Here is a 24,882-nt window from a genome sequence, read left to right as displayed (position 1 = left end):
TCCTTGGCTCAGAGGATGCGGGGGCATAGCAATACATACCCGGACGTGCGGGGGCACACCAGGAGACCGCAGGAGAAGGCGCGGTAGAGCCAGTCTAATGAAGGTGTTCTCGGTGTCTAGCCTTTCAATGCATCAATCTTCGACTGATGTACTACGGATTTCGTAGGCGTTAGCGTCGTGTTCCAGGTCGGGATCACCTTCGGGGCGGTCCGGCCCGCCCTCCCGGGGGTCCGGATCGTCGCTCAGCAGCCGCTCGGCGGCGGCCCGGTGCAGCCCGGCCGCCACCGGATCGCCGAGGTGCTCCAGCGTGTCGGCCGACCGAAGCTGGAGCGCCGCCTGGAGCCGTACGTCGTCGGCGCGGCGCGCCCACTCCAGCGCCTCCTGGCAGGTGCGCAGCGACTCCTCGGGCCGCCCCGCGTACTCCTGGACCCGCGCCAGCTCGCTCAACGCCCGTGCGTGCGCGGCCACATCGCCGTTCTTGCGGTAACCGGCCACCGCGGCCCGCCAGTTGCGCAACGCCTCGCCGTAGCGGCCCGCGTAGGTGTGCGCGGTGGCGATACGCCCGTACAGCCGGGCGGCGTCCTCGCGCTCGTCGCGCGCCAGGCGCTGGGCGAGCGCGCGCCCGTACCAGTCGGCGGCGCGGTCGTAGTCCCCGAGCTCCTGGTGTGCGCCCCCTACGGATTCCATCGCGCGCCCGGTCGCATACGGGTCGTTCGCCTCGCGTCCGGCGTCCAGGGCGGCCCGGTAGCGGGCCAGCGCGTCGTTCGTACGGCCCGTCTGCGCGTCCAGGTCGGCGAGGTTCAGCAGGGCGGCGGCCCGCTCGCGGGGCAGGTTCCGGCGCTCGGCGACATCGAGGACGAGGCGGTGGACGCCGTACAGGTCGGGCGCGGCGGCCTGGGTGCCGATGTGCGCGACCATCGCCTTGACCAGGGCGGACATCAGGCGGCGGGCCAGCGTGTCCAGCTCCCCGTCGGCCACGGCCAGCCGGGCGGCGGCGAGCAGGGCGGGCCGGCGGATGGTGAGCCAGTCGGCCGCCGCCCTCGGGTTCGGGAAGCGCAGCGAGCTGGGTGTGCCGAGGAGCTTCTCGCGGGCCTGCGGGCTGTCGGTCTCGGTGATCGCCCGGCAGGACACCAGCAGCCGTACCGTCCGCTCCAGCATCCGGGCCCGGGCCAGCTGGAGCTCCGCCGGACGGTCCTGGGACTCCGCGAGAGGGCGCAGGAGGGGCAGGAGGCAGCCGGGGACCTCGTACTGCGGCAGCGGCGACTCCACGGCCGTCAGGAGGCCCAGGGCGACGAAGTCGTCCAGGGTGGCGCGGGCGCCGCCGACCGAGCAGCCGGCCAGCGCCGAGGCGGTCTGCGGGTCGACCAGGCCGCCGGGGGCCAGGGCGAGCAGCCGCAGTATCCGGGCGGCCGGGGTGGGCAGCGAGGCGTAGACGAGGCGGAAGACCCGGCTGAGGGCGGTTCCCTCGTCGCTCTCGGCGTGCAGTTGCTTGGCGAGGTCGGAGACGGCCGCCTGGGGCCGGGCCGCGAGCCAGCCGCCGGCCAGCATCAGCGCGGCGGGCTGCCCCTGGCACACCTCGGCGAGGCCCTCGGCGGAGCGCGGGTCCACGGTGACGCGCACCGCCCCGGTGAAGCGCTCCAGCAGTTCCACGGCCGACTTGGTGTCCAGGCCGCCCAGGGTGCACGGGCGGACGTCGGAGATCCCGGTCAGCGGCCCCCCGGACACGGCGACGGCCAGGCAGTCGGGGTTGTCCGGCAGCAGCGCGTCGACCTGCTCGGCGTCGGCCGCGTCGTCGAGCAGGAGCAGCATCCGCCGGTCGGCCAGGGCGTCGCGCAGCGCCTCGGACAACTCGTCCTCGTCGGCGCCGGGCGGGGTGGGCAGCCCCAGGGCGGTCAGCAGCTCGCGGGCGGTGCGTTCGGTCGGCACGCGCGTGCCGTCGGGTTCGGCGAGCCGGGCGCGCAGCACCCCGTCCGGGTAACTGTCCGCGACCTGCCGGGCCAGCTCCTCTGCGAGGGCGCTGCGGCCCGAGCCGGGCTTGCCCGCGATGAGGAGCACGCGCGCGCGGGGCGCCTTCCGGCCCGCGAGGGTGTCGAGTCCGGCGCGCTCGATGTCGGCGCGCAGTTCCTTCAACTCTCTTGTCCTGCCGAGGAACTGACTGTCCGTAGGAACGGGCGGCCGATCGTTTCCGGACACCTTCGTGCCGCCTGTGTCCACCGCCTGATCCGTCACGGGCCACACTCCCGTCCACCTGCACGCGCAAGCCCGCCGGGACTCCGGTTCGGGCGTTTCCAGAGCCTAGTTCACGCTCTGCAACGATCTGCGCGGAGCGCGGCGGGCAGGTCGCCCGATCGGATCAGGCGATGGTCACACCGGACGCGACGGGCGACCCCCGAGGGCGCCTCGGGCCTCCTCGGACCGGCTCAGGCCTCGAAGGGCCGGGCCGGCCAAGACGCCTCTGCGGGGCGCAGTGCGTCGAGTCCGTCGCCCTTCTCGGCCGCCACCAGCGAGAGGACGCCCACGACGAGGCAGTTGTTGTGCAGTTCGCCGGCGAGGACACCCCGGACGAGTTCGTCGACGGGCACGCGCGCGTGCTCCATGTCGGACTCCTCGTCCTCGACCTCGAAGCGCTCCCCCTCGGCCTCGGACAGATTCCGGGCCAGGAAGATCCGTACGGCCTCGTCGCAGCCGCCCGCCGTGGGGTAGACGTCGGTCAGCACCCGCCAGTCCTCGGCCTTGACGTGTGCCTCCTCGTACAGCTCGCGCTGGGCGGCGTGCAGCGGATTCTCGCCAGGTACGTCGAGCAGACCGGCCGGGATCTCCCACATCCGCTGGCGGACGGGGTGGCGGTACTGCCGGATCAGCAGGACCCGGCCTTCGGCGTCGAGGGCGAGGACGCCGACGGAGCCGGGGTGGACCTGGTAGTCGCGGCCCACGACCGAGCCGTCGGGCATGACCACCTCGTCGGTGCGCACGGAGGTCTTGTTGCCCACGAAGGGGGTCTCCGTGGCCCGGATCTCCCACTCCTCCGGAGTGTCCTTGATGGTGGTCATGTCGACTTGTCCTCCCGCATCCCGCGACCCGCCCGTACACAGAGAACCGGCCCAGGGAACCGGCCCCGGGACCGGCACAGAAAACCGGGGCACGCACCCCCAAAGGCGCGCACCCCGGTCACCGTACAGCCCTCGCGCTACTTGCCCGTCTTGCGCTGAACGGCGGCCTTGACGAGGCCGGCGAAGAGCGGGTGGGGGCGGGTGGGGCGGGAGCGCAGCTCCGGGTGCGCCTGCGTGGCCACCAGGTAGGGGTGGACCTCGCGCGGGTACTCGACGTACTCCACCAGCTTGCCGTCCGGGGAGGTGCCGGAGAACTGCAGGCCGGCCTTCTTCTCCAGTTCGGCGCGGTAGCTGTTGTTGACCTCGTAGCGGTGCCTGTGGCGCTCCTCGACGTACTCCTTGCCGTCGTACACGTCGCGCACGATGGAGCCCTCGGCGAGCTTGGCCGGGTACATGCCCAGGCGCATCGTTCCGCCCATGTCGCCGTCGCCCGCGACGATGTCGAGCTGCTCGGCCATCGTGGAGATGACCGGGTGGGCGGTGGCGGCGTCGAACTCGGTGGAGTTGGCGTCCTCGATGCCGGCCAGGTTGCGGGCCGCCTCGATGACGATGCACTGGAGGCCCAGGCACAGCCCCAGCAGCGGGATCTTGTTCTCGCGGGCGTACTGGATCGCGCCGACCTTGCCGGACACGCCGCGGTCGCCGAAGCCGCCCGGGATGCAGATCGCGTCCACGTCCTCCAGCTGCTTCCTGGCGCCCGCGGGGGTCTTGCAGTCGTCCGAGGTGACCCACTTGATCTTCACGCGCGCGTGGTTCGCGAAGCCGCCCGCGCGCAGCGCCTCGGTGACCGAGAGGTAGGCGTCGGGCAGGTCGATGTACTTGCCGACCAGCGCCAGGTTGATCTCGTGGGTGGGGTTGTGGACCCGGTCCAGGAGGTCGTCCCACGTCGTCCAGTCCACGTCCCGGAAGGGCAGGTCCAGCTTGCGGACGACATAGGCGTCCAGGCCCTCGCGGTGCACGGTCTTGGGGATGTCGTAGATCGAACGGGCGTCGGGACAGGCCACCACCGCGGCCTCGTCGACGTCGCACATCAGGGAGATCTTGCGCTTGATCGCGGTGGGGACCTCACGGTCGCACCGCAGCACGATCGCGTCCGGCTGGATACCGATGTTCCGCAGGGCCGCCACGCTGTGCTGGGTCGGCTTGGTCTTCAGCTCGCCGGAGGGGCCGATGTAGGGCAGCAGCGAGATGTGGACGACGAAGACGTTGTCGCGGCCGACCTCGTGGCGGACCTGACGCACCGTCTCCAGGAAGGGCAGCGACTCGATGTCGCCGACCGTGCCGCCGACCTCGGTGATGACGACGTCGACCTCGTCGGTGGCCATGCGGCGGATGCGGTGCTTGATCTCGTTGGTGATGTGCGGGATGACCTGGACGGTGTCGCCCAGGTACTCGCCGCGCCGCTCCTTCGCGATCACCGTCGAGTAGATCTGGCCGGTGGTGACGTTGGCCGAGCCGTCGAGGTCGCGGTCGAGGAAGCGCTCGTAGTGGCCGATGTCCAGGTCGGTCTCGGCGCCGTCGTGAGTGACGAACACCTCACCGTGCTGGAAGGGGTTCATCGTGCCGGGGTCGACGTTGAGGTAGGGGTCGAGCTTCTGCATGACGACCCGCAGTCCGCGCGCCTTGAGAAGCATGCCGAGGCTGGAGGCGGTCAGCCCCTTGCCGAGCGAGGAGGCGACACCCCCGGTGACGAAGATGTGCTTGGTCGTCGTGGCTGAGCTGTTTCGAAAAGCAGCGGGTGTCATGGCCAAGGCGGGGCTCCCGTGGTCGCGGTCTGGGGTGCGGTACGGCCGCCCGGCCCGGAGCTTTCCGGGTTTTCACTGGAGGAGCCGTCGCTGCGGTTCGGGGGTTTCCTGCCCACCGGTCCACGGGCTACCAGGGTATCAGCGACCCGGGGAGATGGCTTCCGGCCACGCTCCGCGCACAGGCGGCCACGCATCCCGTACACGAGTCACCACCACCCTGTCCGGCGCTCACCCGAAACAGTGTCCGCTCACCCGAGCTTCACTCGTTCAGCGGACCCGGGTTGTCCGGAGCGGCACGCGGATCATCTGAGTGCGTCGTATGCTCCTCGGACACTCGCTGCCGAGCCCGGCCGGCAACACGGCACCACCCCAGCCCGTAACCCCGGAACAACGAGCGCTCGTCAGTCCGTTGAGCAAAGATTTGGTGTTTGCTTCATCGCTCAACGACGCTTGAAAACGAACCCTTGACCGCAAGATCGAGACCCCCTTTCTCCTTTTGGGGGCGACGTGGCCGTTCGACTGGAGTTGCACGTGGCCGGGCTCATCGAGGACTACGCACTCATCGGGGACATGCAGACCGCCGCGCTGGTCTGCCGGGACGGCACAGTCGACTGGCTGTGCCTGCCCCGCTTCGACTCCCATGCCGTCTTCGCGGGACTGCTCGGCACCGAGGAGCACGGCTTCTGGCGCCTCGGTCCCGCGCACGCGGCGGACGCCGAACCCCCCGTGGCGGCCCGGCGCCGCTACCGGGGCGACTCGCTGATCCTCGAATCCGAGTGGGACACCCCGCGCGGCACGGTCAGAGTGACCGATTTCATGCCCCCTCGCGACGGCGCCCCGCAGCTGATCCGCATCGTGGAGGGCGTCAGCGGCCGGGTGCCGATGCGCTCGGCCCTGCGCATGCGGTTCTCCTACGGCCGTGTCGTGCCGTGGGTGCACAAGCACGAGGGGCGGACGGTCGCCGTCGCCGGTCCCGACTCCGTGTGGTTCGACACCACCGCCGAGACGTACGGCAAGTCCCTGACGACGTACGCCGACTTCACGGTCGCGCCGGGAGACCGGATCGCGTTCACGATCTCCTGGGAGCCCTCGCACAAGCAGCCGCCCGCGCTGCCCGAGCCGGAGCAGTCCCTCGACGCCACCGAGGAGTTCTGGCGCGAGTGGGTCGAGCAGTGCACGTACCACGGCCCCTACCGGGAGGCCGTCGTCCGCTCGCTCATCACGCTGAAGGCTCTGACGTACGCGCCGACCGGCGGCATCGTCGCCGCGCCCACCACCTCCCTCCCGGAGGACATCGGCGGCGTACGCAACTGGGACTACCGCTACACCTGGCTGCGCGACGCGGCCATCACCCTGTCCTCCCTCCTGCGCACCGGCTACCGCGACGAGGCCCGCGCCTGGCGCGAATGGCTGCTGCGCGCGGTCGCCGGCGACCCGGAGAACCTGCAGATCATGTACGGCATCGCGGGCGAACGGGAGCTGGGCGAGGCCGAGTTGGACTGGCTGCCCGGCTACGAGAACTCGGGCCCCGTCCGGGTCGGCAACGGCGCCGCGCACCAGCTCCAGCTGGACGTGTACGGCGAGGTCACCGAAGCCCTGCACCTGGCCCACATGACGGGTCTGGCCCGCAACGACTACGCCTCCCTGCTCCAGTTGAAGCTGATCCGCTATCTGGAGCAGCACTGGGACGAGCCCGACGAGGGCATCTGGGAGGTGCGCGGTCCGCGCCGGCACTTCGTGCACTCGAAGGTCATGGCCTGGGTCGCGGTGGACCGCACGATCAAGCTCATCGAGTCCGGCGACGCGGACGGCCCGCTGGAGAAGTGGATCGAACTGCGCGACGACATCCACCGGGACGTGTGTGAGAAGGGTTACGACAAGGAGCGCAACACCTTCACGCAGTCGTACGGCTCGAAGGAACTGGACGCCTCCCTGCTGCTGATCCCGCAGATGGGTTTCCTGCCTCCCGACGACAAGCGGGTCATCGGCACCATCGAGGCCATCCAGCGCGAACTGTCCACCGAGGACGGCTTCATCCTGCGCTACCCGACGACCTCGGGCGGCGACGAGAACCTCGACGGTCTGCCGGGCGACGAGGGCGCGTTCCTCGCCTGTTCGTTCTGGATGGCGGACGACCTGGCGATGATCGGCCGGGTCGACGAGGCCCGCAAGCTCTTCGAGAAGCTCCTCGCCCTCCGCAACGACCTGGGCCTGCTGGCCGAGGAGTGGGACCCGCGTCTCAAGCGCCAGGTGGGCAACTTCCCGCAGGCCTTCAGTCACGTCCCGCTCATCGACACGGCACTGAGGCTGACCGCTTCGGGGGCGTACGGCGGCTGAGCTCGTGCGGGACCCAGGTCCCGTGTCCTCTGCCCATGGGCGATGTCCACCGGCGTAGATCACTTCACATCACTACCGGGAGAACCCATGACCGTGAGCAAGAACATCAACAACCCCGTGGGCATGGGCGGTGGCCAGCGCAAGAAGCTGTCCCGCGCGGAACGGCAGAACAACGGTCCGCACCGCAACCTCGACCGCCGGACCGCAGCCGACCAGAAGGCGGAGCTGGTGCGCCTGATGCGCGAGAAGACGGGCGCGGCCGAGGGCGGCGGGCAGGCGGGCGACGACACCGCACAGAGCTGACGTACCGCCGCCGCGGGGCGACACCACGACTCCGGTGGACCTCCCGGCGCGGATCCCACAGCGCGACCGACGGGCCGCGCCCGCCTAGTCTGGTAAGCACATAAATGCCCCTTTTTGGAAGGTGGCGGCCATGGCTTCCCTCTCCACGGCGGGCGCGGCCCTTTCCGCGCTGCGCGAGGATCTGACCGGCGACGTGCTCGCCCCGGGGGACCCGGGATACGACGACGCCCGGATCGTCTTCAACGCCATGATCGACCGGCGTCCGGCGGTGATCGCGCAGTGCGCGGACGAAGCCGACGTGGTCCGCTCCGTGCGCTTCGCCCGCGATCTGGACCTGCCGGTCGCGGTGCGCGGCGGCGGCCACAGCGTGGCGGGCATGGGCGTGAACAACGGCGGTCTGGTGATCGACCTGCGCCGGATGCACGAGGTGACCGTCCATCGGGCGGCTCATTCCGTACGGGTCCAGGGCGGGGCCCTGATGAGCCACCTGGACCGGGCGACCCAGCCGCACGGGCTGGCGACCACCGGCGGCCGGGTCTCCACCACAGGGGTCGGCGGCTTCGTGCTGGGCGGCGGCAGCGGGTGGCTGGAGCGTTCCTGCGGCCTCGCCGTCGACAACCTCATCGGCGTCGACCTGGTGACCGCCGACGGCACCGCGGTGCACGCGAGCGCCGAGCAGAACCCGGAGCTGTTCTGGGCCCTGCACGGCGGCGGCGGAAACTTCGGCGTCGCCACCTCGCTCACCCTGAGGCTGCACGAGCTGCCCGCGTTCTCCATGGCCCTGGTCCTGTACCTGCCGGAGTTCGGCGAGGAGGCGACACGCACCTACCGCGACGTGATCGAGGCGGGTCCGGTCGAGGCGAGCGGCGGAGTCATCTATCTCACCGGCCCGCCCGAGGAGTTCGTACCTCCGCACCTGGTCGGACAGCTGCTGTGCGGCGCTCTGCTGGCGTACGCGGGTCCCGAGGAGGACATGCGCAAGCTCGCCGAACCGCTGCTGGCGCTGCCCCACGAGGCGGAGGTCGTCACCGAGATCCCGTACGCGGACCTTCAGTGCATGCTCGACGACCCGCCCGGCATGCGGAACTACTGGTCGGCGGAGTACCTGACGGGCGCGCCCGACGACTTCGTGGCCGTGTTCTGCGCCGCGGGAAACTCCGTACCGGCGCCGACGGGCACCACACATGTGCTGTTCCCCCTGGGCGGCGCGGTCGCCGACGGCCCGTCCGAGTACCCCGTCCCCTACCGCGACGCCCCGTGGGCCGTGCACCCCTTCGGTATCTGGGAGGACCCGGCGGACGACCAGCGCTGCGTCCAGTGGGTCCACGACGTCCGTACCGGCGTCCGGCCGTGGAGCACCGGCGCGGTCTACCTCAACTTCATCGGCGACGAGGGCGCGGAGCGCGTGATCGCGGGCCTGGGCGCCGAGAACACGCGCCGGCTGGCGTCGGTGAAGCGCCAGTACGACCCGGACAACGTCTTCCGCTTCAACCACAACATCGTTCCGGCGTAGGCGAGCCGCCCGTGCCGCCGATGCGCAGGTCGTCAGCCGTACGCGGGTGCGGGTAGCGTCCGCTGTATGGACAGCCGTACGGACAGCCGTTTCGAGACCCGGGGCGCCGGCATCACCGTGCGGCGGGCGCTGGAGCTGCCCGGGCTGCGCAGCGGGCTGCCGGAGATCCTGGCGGGCGCCGACCGGCTGGGGCGGACCGTGCGCTGGGTGCACGCGGGTGAGGTCCCGCACATCGCCTCGCTGCTCAAGGGCGGCGAGCTGCTCCTGACCACCGGGTACGGACTCGGCACCCGTCCGGCCGAGCAGCGCGCGTTCGTCCGAACCCTCGCCGAGCGGGGCATCGCGGCGCTCGTCGTCGAGCTGGGCCCCCGCTTCACCCGGCTGCCCGCGGCGCTCGTCGAGACGGCCGTCTCGACCGGTCTCCCGCTGGTGCAGCTGCACCGCGAGGTGGCGTTCGTGGCCGTCACCGAGGAGATCCACACCGAGATCGTCAACGGCCACTACGCGCTGCTCCAGCGGGCCGAGGAGGTCCACCGGCGCTGCACGGAGGCCCTGCTGGGCGGCGGCGGCATTCCGCAGGTCCTGGGCATCCTGGCCGACTTCGGCGGCAACCCGGTGTTCCTGGAGACGACGGACGGCCAGCTCCTGTACGCCGCCGGATCCGGCCCCGAGGGCGCCGACCCGCTCCAGGTATGGGAGGGCCTGCGCGCCCAGCACAAGGACGCGCCGCCGCCCGCCGGTTCCGTGCTCGTCGATGTCCCCGGGGGCGGCCCCGGCACCGGCTCGGTCCGCGCACGCCTGGTCCTGCTGCCCGTCCTCGAACCCCTCGCCCCCGTGCACCGCATGGCCGCCGAGCGGGCCGCGGGCATCCTGGCCGTCGTCCTGATGCAGGCCCGCCAGGAGGAGGAGCTGGCGGCGCGTGGCCGCGGCGACTTCCTCACCGACCTCGCCGAGGGCCGTGTCGACGCGGAGGCCGCGCCCGCGCAGGCCCGCGTCCTCGGCTTCAGGCCGGGTTCCGGCCCACTGCTGCCGATGGTGATGCGACTCGGCGACACCATGTCACCGGGCGGCGGCTGGGCGGTGCTGGCGCGGGCGGTCACGGAGGAGCTGGCGTCGGTGGGCGTGCCGGTGCTGCTGGGCGTACGGCCGGTCGAGGGGCGTGTGCCGCTGCTGGTGGGCCTGCGTACGGAGGCGGAGCGCCCGGCGGTCGCCGACCGGGTCGCGGCGGCGCTGTGGGCGGGGGTGGAGCGCGCCGGGATGCAACGCCCGGGCGCGCGGTCGCCGGTCGTCGTGGTCGGTGTCCCCGGCGGCTGGGCGGCCGCCTCGGCGGGGCTGCGCCACGCGGCGGAGACGGCGACGGCGGCCCAGGGCCTGCCGGACCGCCCCTGGTACGACGCCCGTCGCCTGGACATCGACCTGCTGCTGTGGCGCCTGCGCGACCAGCCGGACCTGGCGGCCTTCGTGGACCGCGCGATCGGCCCGCTGCGCGCCCACGACGACCGCTCCAAGCCGCCGCTGCTGCCCACCCTGGAGACGTATCTGGCCCATGCGGGCCGGAAGGCGGAGACGGCCCGCGAACTCCACCTCAACCGCCAGACCCTCTACAACCGCCTCGCGCGGATCGGGGAGTTGCTGGGCACCGACCTCGACGACCCGCAGACGGTACTGGCGTTGAGCCTGGCGCTACGGGCGCGCAGGCACGTGACCTGAACCCGTGGACCCGTGGAAGGTTCTTCAGGTCAGCGGCCGGGGCTGAGTGAACTCGTCGTAGACGCTCAGCACTTGGGCGACGGTCTCGTCCTCGGTGGGCCAGGTGCCGATCTGCCGGGCACCCCGCTCCCGGAGGACCTCCCGGCGCTCCGGGTCCCCGAGGAGCCGTACGACGGCCCTGCCGAGCGCCACCGCGTCGCCGTACGGGACGAGTTCGGCCGCGTCCCCGACCAGCTCCGGAACGCCTCCCACGGCGGTCGCGATCAGCGGCACGCGCGCGTGGAGGGCCTCCTGGGCGAGAACGGAGCGCGACTCCCAACGGCTGGGCAGAAGTGCGAGATCGGCGGCGAGGAGCAGTTCGCTCACATCGTCGCGCCGTCCGATGAGCCGGACCGGCAGCCCCTCGTTCTCGATGCGGCCCTGCAACTCCGCCCGCAGGGGCCCCTCCCCCGCGATCACGAGGAGCGGCTCGGGATCGAGGCCCTGCCACGCGCGTACGGCGTCCAGCAGGACGTCGTACCCCCGGTGCCGGTCGAGAGCGCCGACGGCCATGAGCAACGGGCGGTCGGTGGCGCCGAGTTCGGCCCGTGTCTTCCACCGGTCGGCCTCGTCCCGTCCCAGGGAGCCGCGCGGGGCGGGCAGCGCCACGGCGGACAGCCGGGCGTCCCGGGCCCCTCGCCGCCGGGCCCGGTCCACGAGGTCGGAGGAGGTCCCGAGGACGACGGCGGCCCCCTTCACGACCCGACGCTCCAGCACCTTCAGCAGCTGGGCGCGCGGCCCCTCCGCATACGTGCGGTTGTGCCAGGTGACGATGAGCGGGGTGCGGCGCCCGCTGAGCGCGAGGGCGGCCCGGAAGGAGGCGTGCAGCCCGTGCGCGTGCACGAGGTCGGCGTTCGAACAGGCCGCGCGCAGCGCCGCCACCGAGCCGGGGTCGCTGCTGCGCGGGATGGGCACGTGCTCGGCACCGGCGCCCGTGAAGTCGTAGGCGCTGTCGGCGTCGGAGGGGGCGCACACGGTGACCCGCACGCCTCTCTCGACGAGCCCCGCTGCCAGCGAACGCACATGCGCGCTGCTGCCGGCGTTGCCGCCGCCGAGCACCTGCACGGTGCGCAGCGGCGACTGACCGTGCGGTGAGTGGCTGCTCGCGGGACTCACGTGGCCGGGGGCTCCTGGTTCGGCATCGGGCGGTCACGAAGAAAGGACACGGAGAAACGTACAGAAGGTTTGGGCGGAAGGGGTGTACCGCGCCACTTCCTCCGTGTACGGGGGTATTCCACGCTCCTTCAAGGATGCCAGTACGTACGGGTGTTCCGGACCACGGAGGGGTGGGACGGGTCACTCGCACGGGTGAGAGAGACCGCACCGGAGGTCATCCGTTCGAACGTCAGCCGTCGGCCCGGGCCGCCGCCAGCAGCTCCTCGGCGTGCGCCCGCGCCGTCTCCGAGTCCTCCTGCCCGGCCAGCATCCGCGACAGCTCCCGTACCCGGTCCTCGCCCTCCAGGACCTTCACGCCGGAGCGGGTCACCGACCCGTCGTTGGTCTTCTCGACCAGCAGTTGCCGGTCGGCGAACGCGGCGACCTGCGGAAGGTGGGTGACCACGACGACCTGTGCGCTCTTCGCCAGCCGGGCCAGCCGCCGTCCGATCTCCACGGCCGCCTTGCCGCCCACACCGGCGTCGACCTCGTCGAACAGATAGGTGGGCACCGGGTCGGTCCCCGCGAACACGACCTCCACGGCCAGCATCACGCGGGACAGCTCACCCCCGGAGGCCCCCTTGGCGATGGGCCGGGCGGGCGCCCCCGGATGCGGGGCGAGCAGCAGTTCGACCTCGTCGGCACCGGACGGCCCGTAGGCGACCGTGCGTCCGTCGACCTCGACGCCCTCCGGGTCCTCGGTCTGCCTGATGTCGAAGGACACGCGCGCGTGGGGCATCGCCAGCGAGGCCAGCTCGGCGGTCACGGCGTCCGCGAACCGCGAGGCGGCCTCCGTCCGCGCGTCCGTCAACGCCTGCGCCATCCCGCTCAGTTCGCCGCGCAGGACGTCCCGCTCGGCGGTCAGCTCGCCGATCCGTTCGTCGTCGCCGTCGAGTTCGAGCAGCCGCGCGGCGCCCTCCTCGGCCCAGGTGAGCACTCCGGCCACGTCGGAGCCGTACTTCCGGGTCAGCGCGGTGAGCGCGGCCCGCCGTTCCTCGACGGCCGCCAGGCGCAGCGGATCGGCGTCCAGGTCGTCGGCGTACCCCGCCAGCTCCCCTGCGACGTCCCCGAGCAGGATGCCGACCTCACCGATCCGGTCGGCGAGCGCGGCCAGGGCCGAGTCGTGCGACCGCACGGCCTCCAGGGCCCGATGAGCGCCCGCGACGAGCGTGGCGGCGTCGATGCCCTCGGGGTCCTCGGGGTTGCCGGCGAGGGCGGCGTGGGCGACGGTCGCGGCCGAGGCCAGCGCCTCCGCGTGCCCGAGCCGCTCCGCCTCCTCGGCGAGTTCGGTGTCCTCACCGGTGCGCGGCTCCACGGCGGCGATCTCGTCGAGCCCGTACCGCAGCATGTCGGCTTCCTGGGCCCGCTCACGCGCGCGCGTGGTGATCTCGTCCAGCTCGTTGGAGACGGCCCGCAGCCTCCGGTACGCCTCCCCGTACTTGGTGAGCGGCGCGGCGACCGCGTCCCCCGCGTACCGGTCGAGCGCCGCCCGCTGCCGGGACAGCTTGAGCAGCCCCTGCTGGTCGGTCTGCCCGTGCACGGCCACCAGTTCGTCGGCCAGCTCGGCCAGCACACCCACGGGCACGGAACGCCCGCCCAGGTGCGCCCGCGAACGCCCCTCGGCGGAAACGGTACGGCTGATGAGCAGCGCCCCGTCGTCCAGCTCCGCGCCGGCCTCCTCGGCCCGTACGACGGCGGCACCGCCCGGGGGCACGGTGATCCGCCCCTCGACGACCGCGTTCTTGGCCCCGATCCGCACCAACGCCGCGTCGGCCCGGCCACCGAGCAGCAGCCCCAGGCTGGTCACGACCATGGTCTTACCCGCACCGGTCTCACCGGTCACGGCGGTAAAGCCTGGCGACAGCTCGACGACCGCATCGTCGATGACGCCGAGCGACCGTATCCGCATCTCCTCCAACACGAACACGACCATACGAGGTCGGCCGACCAATGTGCGACGCCCCCCACCTCGAATAAGAGAACGCGCAGGTAACGAAAGGAGATCCGCCTCACTTTGTCACCCAGGGGAGTGGACCTGCCCCGACAGGGGCGCGGCGAACCGCGCGAACAACCACAGCGCACCCGCACCCGCCGACGAGACGGATCCACCCCCACAGACCGCGCTAGTGAGGCGCCCCCCGCCACCCGGAAACAGGCAACGCGAACTTGGCCACCAGCCGATCGGTGAACGACGCATGGTGCAGCCGGGCCAGCCGAACCGGCACAGCCCCCCGCCGAACCTCCACCCGCGCCCCGGGCGGCAACTCGACGGTCCGCCGCCCGTCACACCACAGCACCCCCGGCGGAATGTGCGGCAGCACCTCCACGGCGAGCACGGAATCCGGCGAGGTCACCAGCGGCTTCGCGAACAGCGCGTGCGCACTGATCGGCACCATCAGCAGCGCCTCGACCTCCGGCCACACCACGGGCCCACCGGCGGAGAAGGCGTAGGCGGTCGATCCGGTAGGGGTCGACAGGCAGATGCCGTCGCACCCGAACCCGGTCACCGGCCGCCCGTCGATCTCCAGCACGACCTCCAGCAGCTTCTCCGCGGACACCTTCTGCACGGCGGCCTCGTTCAGCGCCCAGTCGGTGTGCACGATGTTCCCGTTCTGGTGCACGACGACGTCGATGGTCATCCGTTCCTCGACCTCGTACGCCTTCGTCACCACCCGGTCGACAACCTTGTCGAGGTCGTCGCGCTCGGCCTCGGCGAGGAAGCCGACGCTGCCGAGGTTGACGCCGAGCATCGGCACCCCGGACGCCCGGGCGAACTCGGCGCCGCGCAGCAGCGTGCCGTCGCCGCCCAGCACGATGAGCAGCTCGCACCCGTCGAGGCACTGTGCGGTGGCCTCCTCGACCAGCTCCACCTCCGGCGGCAGCGGCAGGTTGGCCGCCTCCGCCGCGAGCACCCGCACCCCGAGTCCGGAGCGAACGAGCCCCTGGACCACGAGCTCGGCGCTTCTGATCGCGGCCGGCCGTCCGGTGTGGGCAAGCAGGAAAACAGTACGATCTCGGGTCTGAGTCAACGAGGCCCCTCCGCCACTGCACGGTCAACATCGGCCGGGTTGAGTTCGGGTGCGCCGGCCCGCAGCCACAGAAAGTACTCGACGTTCCCCGACGGCCCGGGCAGCGGGCTGGCGGTCACGCCCTGCACCCCGAGCCCCAACTGCCCTGCGCGGGTGGCGACTCCGCGTACCGCCTCGGCACGCAGTTCGGGACTGCGTACGACTCCTCCACTGCCCAGCCGTTCCTTCCCCACCTCGAACTGTGGTTTGACCATCATCACCAGGTCGGCATCGGGTGCCGCGCACCGCGCAAGGGCGGGCAGCACGAGACCGAGCGGGATGAAGGACAGATCCCCCACGACAAGATCCACTGGTTCCCCATCGATCGCTTCGAGCGTCAACTCGCGTACGTTCGTACGGTCCTTGACGGTGACGCGTTCATCGCTTCGGAGAGACCAGGCGAGTTGTCCGTAGCCCACGTCGACGGCCACGACGTGCGCGGCACCGGCGCGCAGCAGCACGTCGGTGAATCCGCCGGTGGACGCGCCGGCGTCCAGCGCCCGCCGCCCGCCGACCTTCAGCCCCTGCGGTACGAAGACCTCCAGGGCGCCCGCGAGCTTGTGGCCGCCCCGGGAGACGTACTCGGGATCGTTGTCGTCGGCGACGACGACGATCGCGGCGGCCGTCTCCACCTGGGTGGCGGGCTTGGTCGCGACGGTCTTGCCGACGGTGACCCGCCCGGCGGCGATCAGCTGACTCGCGTGCTCGCGCGAGCGCGCGAGTTTCCGCCGCACCAGCTCGGCGTCAAGGCGGCGGCGTGCCACTCCTGCCACGTTCGGTTCAGCTCCTGTTGCCGTACGTCGATGGGGGCGCCGGAGGTCCCGGGCGGGCGTCGAGCGCGGTGAGCGTGTCGCGCAGCCCCCGGTGTACATCCTCGTACACCTCGACGTGTCCGTCCGTGGCGAGGTGGTCCGCGTCGCCGAGCCGGTCGAGCAGGGCGTCGACGTCGGCGTTGCCCGTGGCGGCGCGGGGGATGTCCAGGGGGGCCGGGGCGGCGGGGTCGGCCCCGGTTTCGACGGCCGCCGCGGAAACCGCGTCCGGAACCGGATCCGGGACCGGAACCGGTGTCTCCTCCGGGCCCTCGGCCGGCCGCGCTGAGTCGTTCATGCCCTGACGCTACCGCGAACGGCTGAGGTACCGTCGTTCGCGATGGCGACGATTGAGGAGTGCCGCAGCGCACTCGACAAGCTCTCGGACAACATGGCGGGCGCGAGCGGGGACGTACGCGAGGCGGCGGCCCTGGACCGCTCGCTGAGCTGCCGTATCACCGATCTGGACGTCACCTTCGTGGGACGGCTGCGGGGCGGCCGTATCGAGGTCCAGGACACCCTCCAGGGCCCGCCACCGGAGAAGGCCGAGATCCGGCTCACCATGACCGGCGACGACCTGGTGGCGATGGTCTCCGGCGAGCTGAACTTCGCGAAGGCGTGGGGCTCGGGCCGGGTGAGACTGGAGGCGGGCCTGCGGGACCTGTTCCGTCTCAGGAAGCTCCTCTAGCCGCGTTCAGGAGGCTTCCGCAGTCACCCTGGTACGGGTTCTGCGCGCGGCCGGTACGACCAGCGGCGTCCCCGTCTCCGGATCGTCGATGACCTGGCAGCGCAGCCCGAACACCTCCTCGACCAGCCCGGCCGTGACGATGTCGCCCGGCGCGCCCTCGGCGACGACCGAGCCGTCGCGCAGTGCGATGAGATGCGTGGCATAGCGGGCCGCGTGATTGAGGTCGTGGAGGACGGCGACCAGGGTCCGCCCCTGTTCCTCGTGCAGTTCGGCACAGAGGTCGAGGACGTCGATCTGGTGCTGGATGTCGAGATAGGTCGTCGGCTCGTCGAGCAGCAGCAGCGGTGTCTGCTGGGCGAGCGCCATCGCGATCCACACGCGCTGCCGCTGCCCGCCGGACAGCTCGTCGACATAGCGGTCGGCGAGTTCGGCGACGCCGGTCGACTCCATGGACTCCCGGACGATCCGCTCGTCGTCGTGGGACCACTGGCGCAGGATGCCCTGGTGCGGGTAGCGGCCCCGGCCCACCAGGTCGGCGACGGTGATCCCGTCGGGCGCGATCGACGACTGCGGCAGCAGCCCGAGCGTCCGCGCGACCTTCTTCGCCGGCATCGACTGGATGACCTGACCGTCGAGCAGCACCCGGCCCTCGCTCGGCTTCAGCATCCGCGACAGGGCCCTGAGCAGCGTGGACTTGCCGCAGGCGTTCGGGCCGACGATGACCGTGAACGAGTTGTCGGGGATCTCCACCGACAGCTGCTCGGCGATCACACGCTGGTCGTAGGCGAGGGTCACGCTCTCGGCGGACAGGCGGTTCACGGTGTTGGTGCCCTTCTCGACGTTCTCGTTCGCGTTCGCGTTCGCTGAGCCGCTCGCAGCCGGCTCGCTCCCCGGTCGGCTCATATCCGCCCCGCCTTCCGTTCCGAAACCAGCAGCCACAGCAGATACACCCCGCCGAGCACCCCGGTCACCACCCCCACGGGCAGCTGATCGGCCCCGAAGAGCCGCTGCGACGCCCAGTCGGCCACGATCAGCAGGGCGGCGCCCATGCACATGGACGGCAGCAGGTTGGGGCCCGGCGAGCGGGTCAGCCGCCGAGCGAGCTGCGGCGCGGTCAGCGCCACGAAGCCCACGGGCCCCGCGGCGGCCGTGGCAGCCGCGGTGAGCAGCACGGCGGCCAGCATCAGCACCAGCCTTACGCGCTCGACGCGCACCCCGAGTGCGTACGACACGTCGTCGCCCATCTCCGTCATCCGCAGCCCGCGCGCGTTCACGAGCACCACGGGTACGAGGGCCACGCACAGCCACAGGAGCGGCCAGACCTGGTCCCAGCCCCGCCCGTTGAGGGAACCGGTCATCCACACGACCGCGCGGGTCGCGTCCACGAGGTCTGCCTTGGTGATCAGGTAGCCGTTGACCGCCGTGACGACCGCGGAGACCCCGATACCGACGAGCACCAGCCGGTACCCGTGCACACCCTGCTTCCAGGCCAGCAGATAGATGGCGAACCCGGTCACCAGCCCGCCCACCAGTGCCCCTGCCGTGACCGCGGCGGCACTCCCGGAGAACAGCACGATCATGACCAGCGCACCGGCCGTCGAGCCCTGGCTGAGGCCGAGTACGTCCGGACTGCCCAGCGGATTGCGGGAGATGGACTGGAACAGCGCGCCGCCCAGTCCGAGCGAGGCTCCGACCAGCAGCCCCACCAGCGCCCGGGGCAGCCGCAGTTCGTTGACGATGAACTCCTGGCCGGCGTTCCCGTCGCCCAGCAGCGTCTTGAGGACGTCCCCGGCCGGGATCGGGAAATCGCCGGTTCCGATCAGCACCACGCTCGCGGTGAGCGCGGCCAGCAGCAGCGCCACGACGACGACCAGCGCCCGCGCGTCCAGCCGGAGGGAGAGGCCGCCCGGGGTCCGTACGACACGGTCGGCACGGCGGGCTCGCAGGGCAGGGTTGCTCTTCACAGCTGCGCAGTCCTCCGCCGTCGTACGAGAAAGATGAAGACCGGGCCGCCGACGACCGCGGTGACGATGCCGACCTGGAGTTCGGCGGGCCGGGCGACCATCCGGCCGATGACATCGGCGCCGAGCAGCAGCACCGGCGAGAGGACGGTCGCGTACGGCAGGATCCAGCGCAGGTCGGGCCCGGTGAAAGACCGTACGACGTGCGGGACCATCAGCCCGACGAAGACGATCGGACCGCAGGCGGCGGTCGCGGCCCCGCACAGCACGGTCGCCGCGGCCATGGACAGCGCGCGGGTGCGGTTCAGGTCGGCGCCGAGGGCGCGGGCGGTGTCGTCGCCCATCGCCACGGCGTTGAGCGGCCGGGCGAGCAGCAGCGCGAGGACCGCGCCGGCCACGATGAACGGCAGGACCTGGGTGATGGTGTCGTCGGTGGCCGAGGCCAGCGAGCCGACCGTCCAGAAGCGCATCCTGCTGAGCGCGGCGTCGTCCGTGATCATCACGGCCTGGAGATAGCCGTAGAGCGCGGCGCTGATCGCGGTGCCCGCGAGCGCGAGCCGCACGGGTGTGGCACCCCGGCTGCCCCCGAGGAACCAGACCAGCGCGCCGACGGCGGCGGCCCCGAGGAAGGCGAACCACACATAGCCGCTGAGGGAGGTGACGCCGAAGAAGGTGATGGCGGTGACGACGGCCGCGGACGCGCCCGCGTTGATGCCGAGCAGCCCGGGATCGGCCAGTGGATTCCGGGTCAGCGCCTGGAGAACGGCTCCGGACAGCCCCAGCGCGGCGCCGGCGAGCAGTCCGAGGAGGGTGCGGGAGACGCGCTCACCGACGACGACATCGCCGTAGGTCCCCGAGTCCTGGAACAGGCCGTGCCAGACCTGCTCCAGGGAGAGCTCCTTCGCGCCGATCGCGATGCTCGCGAGGGCTACGAGGAGCAGGATCCCCAGGGAGACGAGGAGCCCGACCGCTCGTATCGCCTGACGGTTCGGGGGCGCGGGGGCGGTCTCCGCGCGCGGCTCGGGAGGACTGTCGACAAACACGAGGTTAGGTTAGCCTACCCTCCCTTAAAACCCGTTGGCTGTCCCCCGCGGCGCCGCCACAGGGCTGCCACAGGGCCCCGAGACGCGGCCGTCTCCGATCGTCACAGCCCCAGCCGCGCGAGCGCCTTCCCCCCGTCCAGCCCGCACACGCCGTCCCCCGCCGCCGTCCAGGCCGCCGCGCAGAGCGCGCGAAGCCCGTCGAGCGCCTCCCCGTCCCCTGTGAGCTCCAGCCGCTCCTCCCCCGCGGTGGCGGTCCATCCCCCGCACCGGAAACCGCCGCCCCCGTCCGTCTCCGTCACCTCCGGCTGCCCGGTCAGCAGCCCTCTCAGGTCGGCGTCGACATAGGTGGGCCGGTGCTGCGGAGGCGCGGCCAGGAGCTGGGCGCCGTCAGCCACTCCGGTCAGCACCAGCAGCGAGTCGACCTCCCCGTTGAACGCGCCCTCGATGTCCGTGTCCAGCCGGTCCCCGACGACCAGTGGCCGCTCGGCCCCGGTCCGCAGCACCGTCTCCCGGTGCATCGGCGGCAACGGCTTGCCCGCCACCCGGGGCTCGGCCCCGGTCGCGATGCGCACGACCTCGACCGCGGCTCCGTTGCCCGGCGCGATCCCTCGTGCGCTGGGGATCGTCAGGTCGGTGTTGGACGCGAACCAGGGCACCCCGCGCGCGATGGCGTAGCACGCCTCCGCGAACCGCCCCCAGGGCAACTCGGGCCCGCCGTACCCCTGTACGACCGCCACCGGCTCGTCCTCGGCCGACTCGACGGGCTCAAGCCCGCGCTCGCGCAGCGCGACCCGCAGCCCCTCGCCACCGATCACCAGCACGCGCGCGCCCGCCGGAACCTGGTCGGCGATCAGCCGGGCCACGGCCTGCGCGGAGGTGATGACGTCCGAACCCTCCGTCGCTATGCCCAGCTCGGTGAGGTGCTCGGCCACCGCGTCCGGCGTCCGCAGCGCGTTGTTGGTGACGTAGGCGAGCCGCATACCGCCGTCCCGCGCGACACCCAGCGACTCGACGGCGTGCACGATCGCGTTGCCCCCCGCGTACACCACCCCGTCGAGGTCGAGCAGCGCCGTGTCGTACGCCTCGCTGAGGGCCCGCGCGCTGCCCTCGGGCCGCGTCCTGACGGTCTGGCTCATTGTGCATCGCTCCTCGTTCGACCGGCTTTCCCCAGATCATCCCCCATGCCACTGACAGCCCTACGATGCACCAATGAACACTGCAGGTCCCGCGGACGTACCGGCTCCCATGGGCCTTCAACTGACCCCTTTCCGGGGCCTGCGCTACGATCCCGACCGGGTCGGCAGCCTGGCCGCCGTGACCTCTCCGCCGTACGACGTCATCGTGCGCCCGGACGGCCTGATACACCTCGAATCTGCCGACCCGCACAACATCGTCCGGCTGATCCTCCCCCAGGCGGCCACCCCGTCGATACGCAACGAACAGGCGGCGGACACCCTGGACGACTGGCTGGCCGAGGGTATCCTGACCGCCGATCCCGAGCCCGCCCTGTACGTCTACGAACAGCGCGACACGACCGGCCACCTCCAACGCGGGGTCATCGGCGCCCTGCTCCTGTCGGAGCCGTCGGAGGGGGTCGTCCTGCCCCACGAGGACGTCATGCCGCACGTGGTCGCGGAACGGGCGGCCCTGATGCGCGCCACCTACGCGAACCTGGAACCCCTCCTCCTGACCTACCGGAGCGACGACTCCGCCACCACGTCACCGTGCACCACGAGCGCGGTGGTCGAACGCACGGCCGACCTCCCTCCGCTGCTCTCGACGACCACCGAGGACGGTTTCGGCCACCGTCTCTGGGCGATCACCGACCCTGCCGAACTGGCCGGGATCCAGCGGGACCTGACACATCACCAGGCCCTGATCGCCGACGGCCACCACCGCTGGGCCACATACCTGCGTCTACGCGCGGAGCATCCGTCCCCGAGCCCCTGGGACCACGGCCTGGTACTCCTCGTGGACACCGCCCGCTACCCCCTGCGCGTCCGCGCGATCCACCGCCTCCTGCACGGCCTCCCGGTCTCCGAGGCCCTGACAGCCCTGGGGGGCCACTTCCGGGTACGTCACCTGACGACCGCGCTCCCCGAGGCACTCACCGCCCTCGCGGAGGCGGCCACCGCGGGCAACGCCTTCCTGCTGGCCGGCGACGGCGCCTTCCACCTCGTGGACCGACCCGACCCGTCCCTCCTGGACCGTACGATCCCGGCCGACCGCCCACAGGCCTGGCGCACCCTGGACGCGACGGTCCTGCACACCACGCTCCTCGACCACATCTGGCGCATCCCCGAGGACTCGCCCGCACACATCGCGTACATCCACGACACGGCGGCCACCGTGGAGAAGGCCGAACAGGACGGCGGTACGGCCGTCCTGATGCACCCGGTCCGCGAGGAGGTCGTCCGGGACCTGGCCCGCCAGGGCGTCACGATGCCCCGCAAGTCGACGTCCTTCGGCCCCAAACCGGCCTCGGGCCTGGTCCTGCGCACGCTGTCCCACTGAAACGCAGAAGGGCGGGACCCCGACCGGGATCCCGCCCTTCACTGCTCTACCGCTTACCGCAGGTCAGCGCTTGTCACTCTCGGCGTCGTCCGAAGCACTGTCGTCACCGTCGTCGCTGACATCGCCGGATACAGCCGCTTCAACCGTCCCGACCACCTCGGTCGCCTCATCCGCCTCGATCACCTCGACCGACGCGGTGGCGTCGGCAGCCTCGACCTCAAGGGACTCGACGCCCTTGTCATCGAAGTCGCCCTCATCCCCGTCGTCATCCCCGTCCTCGTCCTCGCTCTCGTCGAAGGCGTCGACGAACTCCACGCCCTCCAACTCGGCGAGCCGGTCCGAGGCGTTCGTACTGCCGTCCTTGTCGGATTCGACGGCCTTGGCGAACCACTCCCGCGCCTCGTCCTCCCGCCCGGCGGCGAGCAGAGCGTCCGCGTACGCGTACCGCAGGCGCGCGGTCCACGGCTGTACGGAGTTGGAGGCCAGCTCGGGACTCTGGAGGGTCACGATGGCCGCGTCGAGCTGATCCATGTCACGCCGGGCGCCTGCCGCGACGAGCCGCATCTCGACCTGCCCGGCCTTGTCCAGCTTGTGCACCTCGGGCGCCCCGGCCATCTCAAGCGCCTTCTCGGGCCGCCCGAGCCCACGCTCGCAGTCGGCCATGACGGGCCACAGCTCGACGTTCCCGGTCATCCGCCGAGCCGCACGGAACTCGGCCAACGCCTCGCTGTACTTCTGGTTCGCGTACGCGGCGAACCCGGCGGCCTCTCGTACGGCGGCCACGCGCGAAGCCAGTCGCAGAGCCACCCGCGAGTACCCGTAGGCGCTCTCGGGATCCTCGTCGATGAGCCGGGCGACCATCACCAGGTTCTTGGAGACCTCTTCCGCCAGCCCCTTGGGCAGGCTCATCAGCTCCTGGCGTACGTCCTTGTCGATCTCGTCACCCGTGACGTCCTCGTGGATCGGCAGCCGCTTGATCGGCTCGCGGTCCCGGTCACGCTCGTCGCGGAACCCGCCACCACGCCGGTCATCGCCCCGACTGTCGTCACGTCCACGGAAGCCACCGCCACTGCCACCGGGCCGACCTCCACGGTCGTCACGTCCACGGAAGCCACCGCCTCCGCCGGCGGGACGGCCACCGCGGTCGTCACTGCGCCCACGGAACCCACCACGGTCGTCATCACGCCGGGCGAACCCGCCGCGCTCGCCACGACTGTCGTCCCGGCCACGGCTGTCGTCCCGACGGAAGCCACCCCGGTCGCCTTCACGGCGGTCGTCATCACGCCGGAAGCCACCACGATCACCGCGACTGTCGTCGCGTCCACGGAAACCGCCGCCCCCACCGGCGGGACTGCCACCGCGGTCGTCGTCCCGGCGGAAACCGCCACCACCACGGTTGTCGTCGCGACGGAACCCGCCACCACCACCGGCCGGACGACCACCACGGTCATCCTGCCGATCATCCCGACGAGCAAACCCACCGCCAGCGGGACGACCACCACGGTCATCACTCCGCCCACGGAACCCACCACGATCATCATCACGCCGGAAGCTGGAACGCTCTCCGTCCCGGCGGTCATCACGTCGATCGTCACGCCGGTCGTCGCGACGGGGGGCTGCCGACCGGTCGTCACGCCCACGGAAGCCACCGCCACCTGCGGCGGGACGGTCACCGCGGTCGTCACTGCGCCCACGGAACCCACCGCGGTCGTCGTCCCGGCGGAAACCGCCGCCCCCACCACGGTTGTCATCGCGACGGAACCCGCCACCACCACCGGCCGGACGACCACCACGGTCATCCTGCCGATCATCCCGACGAGCAAACCCACCACCGGCGGGACGACCACCACGGTCGTCACTCCGCCCACGGAACCCACCACGGTCGTCGTCCCGGCGGAAACCGCCGCCCCCACCACGGTTGTCATCGCGACGGAACCCGCCACCACCACCGGCCGGACGACCACCACGGTCATCCTGCCGATCATCCCGACGAGCAAACCCACCACCGGCGGGACGACCACCACGGTCATCACTCCGCCCACGGAACCCACCACGATCATCATCACGCCGGCCGAAGCCACCGCGGTCACCGCCACCGCCACGGTTGTCGTCCCGCCGGAAAGCAGGTCGGTCACCACGGTCGTCACGACGGGGTCCCGCAGGACGGTCCGAGCGCTCCGGACGGTCCGAACGGTCGTCACGACGGAAAGCGGGACGAGCACCACGATCACCGTCGCGACGGTCATCCCGGCGCGCGAAACCACCGCGCTCACCACCACGGTTGTCGTCTCGGCGGAAACCGCCGCCGGCGGGCCGATCGCCCCGGTCGTCACGACGCGGAGCTGCGGACCGGTCGTCACTGCGACCGTAACCACCTGTTGTCGGCCGGCTCCCACGATCGGAAGAACCACCACGATCGTCGCGTCGGTCGTTGTCGCGGCGCGGAGCCCCTCGGTACCCGCCACGGTCGCCGCGGTCACCACTGTCCCGGCGGCGCTGGTCGCGCTCCGGGCGCTCGTCGGGAGAGTTGGTGGACATGATGGGTGACTCCTGTCTTCGGTACCGCAAGTCATTCTCGCGCAGCCGACTAACCGGCGCGCTCCGGGCAGTGTGCTTGTTGAAAAACAAAAGGACCCCTGGTCCCAGCGTGAACGCTGGGACCAGGGGTCCTCCAAAGATTGTTCGGCGGCGTCCTACTCTCCCACAGGGTCCCCCCTGCAGTACCATCGGCGCTATAAGGCTTAGCTTCCGGGTTCGGAATGTAACCGGGCGTTTCCCTCACGCTATGACCACCGAAACCCTATTGGTTTCGAGCGAACAAGCACACTCTTCAGTTAGATGTTCCAGCTCGAAAGCCGACAACGGTCGTTGTCTCAGAACTAACACA

The 24,882-nt window shown here is 71.5% G+C and carries 19 protein-coding genes, 1 rRNA gene and 1 pseudogene; 6 read left to right on the top strand and 15 right to left on the bottom strand.

What is annotated here, in order from left to right; genetic code table 11:
- Positions 1–132 precede the first annotated feature (132 nt).
- From OG595_RS34160 to OG595_RS34150, 3 genes are all read right to left on the bottom strand, one after another.
- On the bottom strand, positions 133–2,229 hold the full coding sequence (locus OG595_RS34160) for a tetratricopeptide repeat protein (protein WP_329278822.1): 2,097 nt from the start codon (positions 2,227–2,229) through the stop codon (positions 133–135).
- 191 nt (positions 2,230–2,420) lie between these two features.
- Positions 2,421–3,050 (bottom strand): NUDIX hydrolase, encoded by a 630-nt coding sequence (locus OG595_RS34155; protein ID WP_329278820.1) that lies wholly within the window; start codon positions 3,048–3,050, stop codon positions 2,421–2,423.
- Between the two features lie 137 nt (positions 3,051–3,187).
- On the bottom strand, positions 3,188–4,855 hold the full coding sequence (locus OG595_RS34150; RefSeq protein ID WP_329283435.1) for a CTP synthase: 1,668 nt from the start codon (positions 4,853–4,855) through the stop codon (positions 3,188–3,190).
- Between the two features lie 531 nt (positions 4,856–5,386).
- Here OG595_RS34150 and OG595_RS34145 point away from each other — a divergent pair.
- The 4 genes from OG595_RS34145 to OG595_RS34130 all read left to right on the top strand — a co-directional run bounded on the left by OG595_RS34145 (position 5,387) and on the right by OG595_RS34130 (position 10,718).
- Complete coding sequence (locus tag OG595_RS34145; RefSeq protein WP_329283433.1) at positions 5,387–7,192, top strand: glycoside hydrolase family 15 protein; 1,806 nt, start codon at positions 5,387–5,389, stop codon at positions 7,190–7,192.
- Positions 7,193–7,279: 87 nt separating this feature from the next.
- On the top strand, positions 7,280–7,495 hold the full coding sequence (locus OG595_RS34140) for a DUF6243 family protein (RefSeq protein ID WP_329278818.1): 216 nt from the start codon (positions 7,280–7,282) through the stop codon (positions 7,493–7,495).
- A 130-nt stretch (positions 7,496–7,625) separates the two neighbouring features.
- Positions 7,626–9,008, top strand: a complete 1,383-nt coding sequence (locus tag OG595_RS34135) for an FAD-binding oxidoreductase (protein WP_329278816.1) — start codon at positions 7,626–7,628, stop codon at positions 9,006–9,008.
- 66 nt (positions 9,009–9,074) lie between these two features.
- Complete coding sequence (locus tag OG595_RS34130) at positions 9,075–10,718, top strand: PucR family transcriptional regulator (RefSeq protein WP_329278814.1); 1,644 nt, start codon at positions 9,075–9,077, stop codon at positions 10,716–10,718.
- A 24-nt stretch (positions 10,719–10,742) separates the two neighbouring features.
- Here OG595_RS34130 and OG595_RS34125 read toward each other — a convergent pair whose 3' ends face one another.
- From OG595_RS34125 to OG595_RS34105, 5 genes are all read right to left on the bottom strand, one after another.
- Positions 10,743–11,873: a glycosyltransferase family 4 protein gene (locus tag OG595_RS34125; RefSeq protein ID WP_329278812.1), complete on the bottom strand. Its 1,131-nt coding sequence runs from the start codon at positions 11,871–11,873 to the stop codon at positions 10,743–10,745.
- Positions 11,874–12,102: 229 nt separating this feature from the next.
- The gene (recN, locus tag OG595_RS34120; protein ID WP_329278810.1) at positions 12,103–13,845 is read right to left on the bottom strand and encodes a DNA repair protein RecN; all 1,743 of its coding nucleotides are present in this window, start codon (positions 13,843–13,845) and stop codon (positions 12,103–12,105) included.
- Between the two features lie 190 nt (positions 13,846–14,035).
- Entirely contained in the window at positions 14,036–14,941 is a 906-nt protein-coding gene (locus OG595_RS34115; RefSeq protein WP_327693933.1) for an NAD kinase, read from the bottom strand.
- Entirely contained in the window at positions 14,938–15,753 is an 816-nt protein-coding gene (locus OG595_RS34110; protein ID WP_329278807.1) for a TlyA family RNA methyltransferase, read from the bottom strand. Before OG595_RS34110 ends, OG595_RS34115 begins: the two co-directional genes overlap by 4 nt.
- A 7-nt stretch (positions 15,754–15,760) precedes the next feature.
- On the bottom strand, positions 15,761–16,087 hold the full coding sequence (locus OG595_RS34105) for a hypothetical protein (RefSeq protein WP_329278805.1): 327 nt from the start codon (positions 16,085–16,087) through the stop codon (positions 15,761–15,763).
- A 42-nt stretch (positions 16,088–16,129) separates the two neighbouring features.
- Between OG595_RS34105 and OG595_RS34100 the strand changes: the two genes are divergently transcribed.
- On the top strand, positions 16,130–16,477 hold the full coding sequence (locus tag OG595_RS34100; protein ID WP_329278803.1) for an SCP2 sterol-binding domain-containing protein: 348 nt from the start codon (positions 16,130–16,132) through the stop codon (positions 16,475–16,477).
- Between the two features lie 6 nt (positions 16,478–16,483).
- Here the strand turns inward: OG595_RS34100 and OG595_RS34095 are convergent, their stop codons facing one another.
- The 4 genes from OG595_RS34095 to OG595_RS34080 form a co-directional block, all read right to left on the bottom strand.
- Positions 16,484–17,380 carry an ABC transporter ATP-binding protein gene (locus OG595_RS34095; RefSeq protein WP_329278801.1) on the bottom strand — a complete coding sequence of 299 codons (897 nt, stop codon included), beginning with the start codon at positions 17,378–17,380 and terminating at the stop codon, positions 16,484–16,486.
- Positions 17,377–18,441, bottom strand: coding sequence for a FecCD family ABC transporter permease (locus OG595_RS34090; RefSeq protein ID WP_329278799.1), 1,065 nt, complete (start codon positions 18,439–18,441; stop codon positions 17,377–17,379). Before OG595_RS34090 ends, OG595_RS34095 begins: the two co-directional genes overlap by 4 nt.
- On the bottom strand, positions 18,438–19,481 hold the full coding sequence (locus tag OG595_RS34085) for a FecCD family ABC transporter permease (protein ID WP_329278797.1): 1,044 nt from the start codon (positions 19,479–19,481) through the stop codon (positions 18,438–18,440). The genes OG595_RS34090 and OG595_RS34085 overlap by 4 nt, the downstream gene beginning before the upstream one ends.
- Positions 19,482–19,582: 101 nt before the next feature.
- Positions 19,583–20,617, bottom strand: a complete 1,035-nt coding sequence (locus OG595_RS34080) for an HAD hydrolase-like protein (RefSeq protein ID WP_329278795.1) — start codon at positions 20,615–20,617, stop codon at positions 19,583–19,585.
- Positions 20,618–20,690: 73 nt separating this feature from the next.
- Here OG595_RS34080 and OG595_RS34075 point away from each other — a divergent pair, with 73 nt between their 5' ends.
- Positions 20,691–21,995, top strand: coding sequence for a DUF1015 domain-containing protein (locus OG595_RS34075; RefSeq protein ID WP_329278793.1), 1,305 nt, complete (start codon positions 20,691–20,693; stop codon positions 21,993–21,995).
- A 63-nt stretch (positions 21,996–22,058) separates the two neighbouring features.
- Here OG595_RS34075 and OG595_RS34070 read toward each other — a convergent pair whose 3' ends face one another.
- The 3 genes and pseudogenes from OG595_RS34070 to rrf all read right to left on the bottom strand — a co-directional run bounded on the left by OG595_RS34070 (position 22,059) and on the right by rrf (position 24,792).
- A complete protein-coding gene (locus OG595_RS34070) occupies positions 22,059–22,904 on the bottom strand; it encodes a hypothetical protein (protein WP_329278791.1) in 846 nt (281 codons plus the stop codon).
- Positions 22,905–23,450: 546 nt separating this feature from the next.
- Positions 23,451–24,533 (bottom strand): annotated as a pseudogene (locus OG595_RS45465) (hypothetical protein); the annotation flags it as partial.
- Positions 24,534–24,675: 142 nt separating this feature from the next.
- A 5S ribosomal RNA gene (rrf, locus tag OG595_RS34060) occupies positions 24,676–24,792 on the bottom strand.
- Between the last annotated feature and the right edge of the window lie 90 nt (positions 24,793–24,882).

This window comes from Streptomyces sp. NBC_01451 (genome assembly GCF_036227485.1).
Classification (GTDB): domain Bacteria; phylum Actinomycetota; class Actinomycetes; order Streptomycetales; family Streptomycetaceae; genus Streptomyces.
The sequence above is the reverse complement of the archived record's forward strand: the minus strand, read 5'-3'. Positions and strand labels throughout refer to the sequence as shown.